A 7,791-nucleotide genomic window follows, 5' to 3' on the forward strand; every position below is an offset into this window, starting at 1 on the left:
AAAATGATATATATTTGTATTGAAATACAATATATAGTTCAATTCTTATTTGCTTAATATGCTCCACGCGGATTTAGTACCTATCGATTCCGTTCAACTAGAAAACCTCAATGCAATGCATGACCTATTAAATATCATAAGATGTCAAAATGATTATTAACCAATGCAGCTAAAAAGAAATAAAGATGAAGTGTCCAAATTTAAAGAACAACATGTCGTTCACCCAGTTAGGAAAAGAAAGTGTAAATAGATACTTCCAATTTATACCATGCTCTTCTGGTGTAAAAACATTCCCGGAATCTGTATCCTCAAAAACGGAGAATGAAGATTTGAAAGAGAAACTATTACAGTTAACTCACGAATTCCCGATTGACTACATTTTCCAGCACAAGGCCAAAACAAGTGAACCAGCACATATTACAATTATAACTTCCGAACCCGGCCAAGTTGAAAGGATAGAATCCCGAAAATGGATTCGTATCAGCAGGAATGAGAGCAATACATTATTCCATGTCATTTTCCAGGGGAAGATGAATTTTGAATATCGTACAGGTAATCCCTTTATGGCATGCTATTGCCGGAGGTCAGCCATCATATATCAAGAGCCAAAGGCAAAAGAATGCCCTGAAACCGACTGGGGTTCTTTTAAAAAGCGATTCAAAAGATACCGTGAAAGCTATTATCATGACCGGGATATCCTTTTATCCGAAGCCAATCGTTTTCAAAGACTTGGTTCGCTTACCGCAATGTTTCTTTCCTACATGGACATTTATGAATATACTATCCGTTTCCTTGAAATACTCTTTATCGGACATGCTTTTGATTCTATTGACTTGCATGAAAGAATCAAACAATTGACTCATTTTGTACCCCGTATTGAAGGAGTATTTGTTAAAAAAAGCGGGAAGGAATATTACCTCGTTTCTGAACTCGAAAAAGCAAAAGAAGTGGCAGAAAATGGAGATGAAGTACAGCTCAATGAGAGTTTATATGAAAGTATTGTATTAGCAGAACTACAACTTCACAAACTGGTTTCAAATCGTTTTTCGGAGCTTAAAAAACAACTAAAATACGATGTCCCGGCACAGAAGAGCACTGACGATCCCGATTCTTCAACAGAAGATAAAGAGCTGTCTTCAATAATTTCTAAAGTATTAGAAATTCACGAGGTTGAAGAGATCTATTTATTTTATCAGTCTCAAAATCATTACACAACTACCTATTTTCTTCTACTAATCGGCAAAGGGTTGGGAATGGAGATTTTGAATCAGATCCGGCAATCTGTAAAAACAAAATCTGAAGGTAAACTTGAGGTCGTGCTCATTGGACACACCCGGATTTGGATTCAGACAAATCTGTTTTATCATCAGGCTTTTTTCAAAAAAGTAATGGTGCCAGAAAACCTCAAGTTTCAATCCAATAAAAATCATCCTGCCATTCACTGGGAAAATCCGTATACCCCTGAGTATCCTGACCTTGACCATTATTATATCTCTTCAACAAAATTGGCCGCTCAGTACTTTGTTTTAAGAGACAATGCAGAAAGTGAGAATTACGAAGGATTGGGCGAATTGTTTGCACGAGCTGTACTACGAATATTAAGGACTTTTATTTATTCAAAGCTAAGCTACTTTCCTCATTATTTACCGGCTTTTAATCTTTGGGAACTCTGTGTATACGCCGAGCCGAAACTTGATAAATTGGAGTTTCTATTTGAAAAATGTAGTGGAAGTAATTTCTTTACAGAACTAGGCAACTACAATCGGTTTTACCATGGGATTTCAATGTTAACTACGGATAAACTATTCGTCATGGATGAAATCCTGAAATTCTTGTTGCCAAAGCTAGAAGCTACATACACCGAAATAAAGGACATGAATTCCGGTGAGGTGTTATTTCATTCAGATGTTAGAGATACACAGGAGGCTCCCCCACCCTTAGAAAAGTGAAAAGCGGGAAAAACCCGCTTTTCTATAGTCTTCTCAAATCAATTTACCGTTTCATCAAGAGCCTTTCCAGCTTTAAATTTCACAACCTTCTTGGCGGCTATTTGAATTTCTTTCCCGGTTTGTGGATTTCTACCGGTTCTTGCAGAACGTTCTGTAACTGAAAAAGTACCAAATCCAATTAACTGAATACTTTCACCATTACCTAAAGCCTCTTTTGTTGCTTCTTCAAATGCTTTTACAAATTTCTCACTATCAACTTTGCTTAGACCTGACTTATCAGCCATTGCCGCTACTAATTCTTGTTTATTCATTTTATTATAAATATTTGATTGTTTACAATAATAATGATTTTCCATCAACTAACAGCCTTTTTAGCATCTCCAGGCGGCTAAAAAAAAATTGAAGATTGTATTTTCCAGAAAAACAAAACTTATACCGTACATCAAAAAGAAAAGCTTAAATGAAATTCTAAAAATAATTTCGATTTATTTATAACCGCATATATAGTTCTCAAAAATTGCATTAACTTGCAGAAACTAACGGATAAATAAGCAAGTATTTGATTCTGAGATAGTTAATCTCATAATTCGACTCATGTCTGTACACCAATATCTTTAATTCTTTAGAAATAAATGGAATATACCTTCTGTATCGGAAAGTAATTAGAATGATCATTCAAAATTCCCCAATAAAAAAGTGCATTTCATTCACGAAATGCACTTTTTTGTAGTCCGTATTTCTAAAATTTACTATCTCAATTTCATCGTATCCGGATTCCAAAGTACCGGTTTTGCCTGGTAATAGCTTTCATTGGCAAGCAAAGCAGCTCCGGCAGCACGCAGCCCGTAAACCGGATCTTCAACGATTTCCTTTTGTCCGCGAACACCCTGAAAGAAATTATAGAAATGATCGTAATGAGCACCTTCGTAATCGTGCGGAGCCTCGTAAACGGTTTCGCCAATATTCAAATCCGCCTTTCTTTCGTTCAGGTATTTCATATCATACTCTTCCTTAATTTTATTCTGCATCTCTTCCGTATAAGCAATTAAGGAATAACCTTGAGGCTTCATATTCAGTTTCGAACGATTGAGTTTTACACTATTCGAACCGATTTCCATTTCGCCTTCAGTACCAACTAACCTGAAACCACCTCCGCCACCACTTCCGGCTATGAAATTCACGCGGAAAGCAGCATTAAAAGCAGCATGTGTATTCGTTTGCGGAAAATCGTAAAGTGTTATCGAAACATCAGGAACGTCACGTCCATCATCCCAGTACCGTAATCCGCCGGTTGCCTGAGCACGCTCCGGACCATTTGAACTAATTACATAATGCAGGGTAGAAAATGCATGAACAAACAAATCGCCTGCAACTCCGGTACCATAATCCCTGTAATTTCTCCAACGAAAAAAACGTTTCAGTTCAAAAGGAACTTTAGGGGCACGCCCTAAAAATGTATCAAAATCCACCGTGTCGGGGTTTGCGTCCGGCGGTATTGGATATTGCCAGGCCCCTTCTGCCGAATAACGGTCGTTATACATATCAAGCATTACAATCTCGCCAATAGCTCCATCTTCATACAATTGTTTGGCTTTCTCGTTACCCAGCGACGACATTCCCTGACTTCCAATTTGCATAACCTTTCCTGATTGTTTCCATGCCTGTATCAGCGGTTGACCTTCATCGAAATTTTGCACCATTGGTTTTTCGCAATAAACGGCTTTTCCGGCGTTTAACGCTTCGGTACTGATTTTTATATGCCAGTGATCCGGCGTGGCAATAATTACGGCATCAATATCCTCGCGGTTGAGGATTTCACGGTAATCACGGGTTACATAAATATCGTCGCCCCATAATTCTTTTGCGCGTTGCAAACGGCCGGTATACAAATCACAGGCAGCAACCAGTTTCACCCCCGGCACGCGAAGAGCCGAAGAAGTATCGTAAATTCCCTGAATTCCGGCTCCTATCAGTGCCAATTGTACCTGGTCGTTGGCTGAATACTGGTTCGGTTCAAATTCACGTAGGTTCAACATTATCCGCTGACTGTAGGAATTCGCTAAAATTGTTGGAGTAGAGGAAACAAGGGCTGTGCCGAGAACCGTGTTTTTTATAAACGATCGTCGGGATGAATGACTTTTACTTTTCATTACTCAGATTATTAGTTTTAGTTAGTTTTAAGTACCATATACCTGTTTGTACAAATAATGGCTATACTCACTACCAAAGTTATAAAAGATTATGATAGAATAAAATATCAAGATGTAAGGATATCTTAAGCTATTTTAAGAATCATAGTACACCTTTATTTTTGAGGCCTCACATTTTTACAGAGCTATACCCGCAAGTTTTAAAATAACCTGTGAAAATAAAAAAAGCCGGTAAAAACCGGCTTTAAATATTGGAAAAGATCTTATTCTTTAGTCATTATCCATTTCATCGATAACGCGAATCTTGTCTTTCAGCAACTCAATTTTTTGCTTGGTTACTTCAATTTTCTTTTTCACATCCTTAATCAGCGATTCTGCATTTTTCGATTTGGCAAAGAACCCAACATTATTATCCAGCAATACCAGGTCGTTTTCCAGCTGTTTCATTTTGTTCATGTACTTATCGCGTTCCATGCGCATTTTGTTTTGCCCACGCGATGACTCAGAGAACGACGACATTTTATTTCTGAATTTCAACAGATTGCGTTTTTCATCGTCCAAATTTAGTTCATCGAACAATTTGTTAATAGCATCTCTGAACTGTACTTTAATTTCATCTTTCTTTTTAAACGGGACGTGACCAATTTCTGTCCATCGGCGCTGGAAATTTTTAAGCGATTCCAGATTTTTGTCAACGCTGTCAACCGGTTTAAAGTTTTCCACCTCTTTAATCAGGTCTTCTTTCAGTTTCAGATTATCATCCTGCTCGGTATCCACATCCGTGAAGTGCTCCGATTTTTTATCGAAGAAAAAGTCGCATGCTGCGCGGAAACGTTTCCACAAAATATCAGAATGTTTACGAGGCACCGGACCAATTTCTTTCCATTTTTTCTGGATATTTATAAAGTCCTGTGTTGTTTTTTTCCAGTCCTCACTGTCTTTCAACGACTCTGCCTGAACACACAAATCAGTTTTCAACTGCAGATTATTCTGTTGCTCTTCTTTGTTTTTGGCATAGAATGCGCGTTTGGCATTAAAAAAGGCATCGCAGGCAGTACGGAAACGCTCGTAAATTTTGTTGTTGTCCTTTCGTGGCGCGAAACCAATTGTACGCCAAACTTTTTGTAATTCAACAAGTTGTTTTGATCTTTCATCCCACTCTTTGTGGTTCGAAATTTCTTCCTGAATAATCTCTTCAGCTTTTTCGCACAGTGCTGTTTTGGCTTCCAGATTTTTCTTTTGCTCAACTTTTTTATTCTCAAAAAAGTCTTGATGCTTTTTATTGATTTTGGTTGTTGCCGCTTTAAAACGTTCCCAAATATCGTCTTTTTGCTCGCGAGGCACCGGGCCAATTTCGCGCCATTGTTCATGGTATTTCTGAAGGGTGTTAAAAGCTTTCAGAATTGATGGTTCTTCAACCAGCAGCTCTTCCGCCCTTTCGCAAAGTTTGATTTTTGCTTCCAGGTTCTTTTTCAGATCCAGATCGCGCAGTTCGCGGTTAATCTTTATATAATCGTAGAAATTCTCAACATGGAAATGATAAGTATCCCAAAGATTTTTCATTTTAGATTGCGGAACCAAACCAATCTCACGCCATTCTCTTTGAAGATCACGAAATTCGTTAAAGGTTTTATTGATCGATTCTTCGTTATTGATCAATCCTTTAATTTTTTCGATAACCTCATATTTTTTTTGCAGATTTTCCTCTTTTTCGACTTCCATCTGCTTGTTGTGCTCAATACGAATGTGGCGGTATTTTTTTAGCAGATCTTTAATGTCTTTTTCGTACGGGTCTTCTTCGGGTTCAAACTCTTCTTCAGCACCGCCATCGGCAATAAATTGCTTTTTGTCGTCTTCTATGCTTTCGTTCAGAATCTTATAAAAAGCTGCTTTAATCGTGTCTATTTCTTCTTTTACGTTGATATCACTCTCACCTTCAAGTACGTCGCGAAGAGCATTCACAAGCTCAACCTTTGAGTGATTGGAATAATCGACCGGCTCTCGTTTTTCCGGCTTTTCTTCTTTAACAGGCTCTGCTTTTTCTGCTGTACTTTCCGTTGTTGGCTGCTCTTTTTCTGTGGCTACAGTTTCCGGTTCAACTTGTACTTCTTCTGCTTCTTTTTCTTCAGTAGTGTCTTCCTCTACTTCGGCAGAATCTGTTGTGCTTTCTTCTTCTGATTTTGATTCGGTCTCCGACTCCGTTTGTGATTCTTTTTCCACTTCTGTTTCAGGCTCTTCTGTCGCAGTTTCTTCAACAGCTTCTACCGCAGGTTGTTCGGGTATTTTTTCCTCGGTGGGTTCAACACTTTTTTCATCCTCAACAGTATTCGGGTCTTCCGATTTCGCAGCTTCTTCCGAAGTTGGTTTAACTTCAGAATTCTCAAGGTCAGTATTCTCCGTACGCTTTAACTCTTCCGAGTTTTTTAGATCTTTAGGTTCCATTTACATTATTTTTTACATCGTATTGCAACGATTTTCATGATATCATTCACCTACGAAAATAGGGAAATCCCCATTAATACTCAATTAATAAGAGAAAATAATATTTTATGAATTTTATAGCAATTGGTTTTCAATTGGTTAGCGAATGTTATTTTGCACCATTCATGCGCTAAAATCTTCTGTACGAGCCTTTTTTAGCAGGTTTAATGCATGTTTACTTTACATTTATCGATAAGGGCTGTATCCACTACTTAATTCAATATGATTGGTTAAAAATATGTTCTGAAACCATGTTTCTAAACATTGTTAAAAGTTTAATTATCAAAACATAAGACATTTTTATTGTGAAAGAATTATAGTAAATTACTATTCCAATTTTTGAACAGACACCAACTTAAATCTAAAATGATGGGATAAGTATTTTATTCTTAAGCAACCGCAACTCTTGCCGAAGTCAAATGGCCGAAGCCATACTACGAAACTACAACGATGACAATCTACAAATTTATTCTGCCGGATTAGATCCTGTGGATCATGTTAGCTCAATTGCCATGGAGGTGATGAGCGAAGCCGGCATAAATTTGCAACAAAGCGTGCCTCACAGTTATACAGAATATGCTGATATGGATTTTGATTACCTGATAACGGTGGGCGAAGGAACAAGCGAGGAGTTGACAATTCCGAAAGTAAACTATAAACGGAAACTGCATTTGGGCTTTAAAAGCCCGTATAAAGGCGCTAAATCGCAAGAAGAAATTCGGGAAAGGTGTTGTGCCGTGCGCGATGAGCTTCTGTCGGAAATGGATTATTTTTACCACCGGATATTAAAAAAAAGGCATCCACAACTATGAATGCCTTTCTCTTGTTTATCCTTGTTGAACAATCTTTTCAACATCATCGGGTTCAATAGGAACCCGCTCTCCTATTATTTCGCTACCTGTTTCGGTAACAAGAATATCGTCTTCAAGACGGATTCCGCCAAAATCACGGTATTCATTCACCTTATCAAAGTTTATAAAGTCTTTGTTTATGCCTTCGGCCTGCCATTTATCAATTAGCGCCGGAATAAAATAGCAGCCCGGTTCGTTGGTAATTACAAAGCCCGGTTTCAGACGTTTTCCCAAACGCAATGCTGCTGTTCCAAACTGATCGGCCGGTCTGATCTCATCATCGTAGCCCACATAAATCTGGCCGAGATCTTCCATGTCGTGTACATCCAATCCCATCATATGTCCCAAACCATGTGGAAA

Annotated in this window: 6 protein-coding genes; 2 read left to right on the top strand and 4 right to left on the bottom strand. The window is 38.1% G+C overall.

The window, feature by feature from the left end; all coding sequences use genetic code 11:
- Positions 1-185 precede the first annotated feature (185 nt).
- Entirely contained in the window at positions 186-1,949 is a 1,764-nt protein-coding gene (locus ABZB17_RS17735; protein WP_372652102.1) for a hypothetical protein, read from the top strand.
- A gap of 38 nt (positions 1,950-1,987) precedes the next feature.
- Here ABZB17_RS17735 and ABZB17_RS17740 read toward each other — a convergent pair whose 3' ends face one another.
- From ABZB17_RS17740 to ABZB17_RS17750, 3 genes are all read right to left on the bottom strand, one after another.
- Positions 1,988-2,305, bottom strand: a complete 318-nt coding sequence (locus ABZB17_RS17740; protein WP_372652104.1) for an HU family DNA-binding protein — start codon at positions 2,303-2,305, stop codon at positions 1,988-1,990.
- Positions 2,306-2,698: 393 nt separating this feature from the next.
- A complete protein-coding gene (locus tag ABZB17_RS17745) occupies positions 2,699-3,985 on the bottom strand; it encodes a Gfo/Idh/MocA family protein (protein ID WP_372652106.1) in 1,287 nt (428 codons plus the stop codon).
- 384 nt (positions 3,986-4,369) lie between these two features.
- The gene (locus ABZB17_RS17750; RefSeq protein WP_372652108.1) at positions 4,370-6,541 is read right to left on the bottom strand and encodes a DUF349 domain-containing protein; all 2,172 of its coding nucleotides are present in this window, start codon (positions 6,539-6,541) and stop codon (positions 4,370-4,372) included.
- Positions 6,542-6,960: 419 nt separating this feature from the next.
- Between ABZB17_RS17750 and ABZB17_RS17755 the strand changes: the two genes are divergently transcribed.
- Positions 6,961-7,392: a hypothetical protein gene (locus tag ABZB17_RS17755; protein WP_372652112.1), complete on the top strand. Its 432-nt coding sequence runs from the start codon at positions 6,961-6,963 to the stop codon at positions 7,390-7,392.
- 15 nt (positions 7,393-7,407) lie between these two features.
- Here ABZB17_RS17755 and ABZB17_RS17760 read toward each other — a convergent pair.
- A partial coding sequence (locus tag ABZB17_RS17760) for a M24 family metallopeptidase (RefSeq protein ID WP_372652110.1) occupies positions 7,408-7,791 on the bottom strand: 384 nt, incomplete at its 5' end.

It is taken from the genome of Draconibacterium sp. (genome assembly GCF_041583095.1).
Taxonomy (GTDB): domain Bacteria; phylum Bacteroidota; class Bacteroidia; order Bacteroidales; family Prolixibacteraceae; genus Draconibacterium.

What these genes read in the sequence shown, in the direction of transcription:
- ABZB17_RS17745 (WP_372652106.1), bottom strand. Translation starts at nt 3,985, where the DNA reads ATGTTGAACCTACGTGAATTTGAACCGAACCAGTATTCAGCCAACGAC.
- ABZB17_RS17735 (WP_372652102.1), top strand. Translation starts at nt 186, where the DNA reads ATGAAGTGTCCAAATTTAAAGAACAACATGTCGTTCACCCAGTTAGGA.
- ABZB17_RS17750 (WP_372652108.1), bottom strand. Translation starts at nt 6,541, where the DNA reads ATGGAACCTAAAGATCTAAAAAACTCGGAAGAGTTAAAGCGTACGGAG.
- ABZB17_RS17740 (WP_372652104.1), bottom strand. Translation starts at nt 2,305, where the DNA reads ATGGAAAATCATTATTATTGTAAACAATCAAATATTTATAATAAAATG.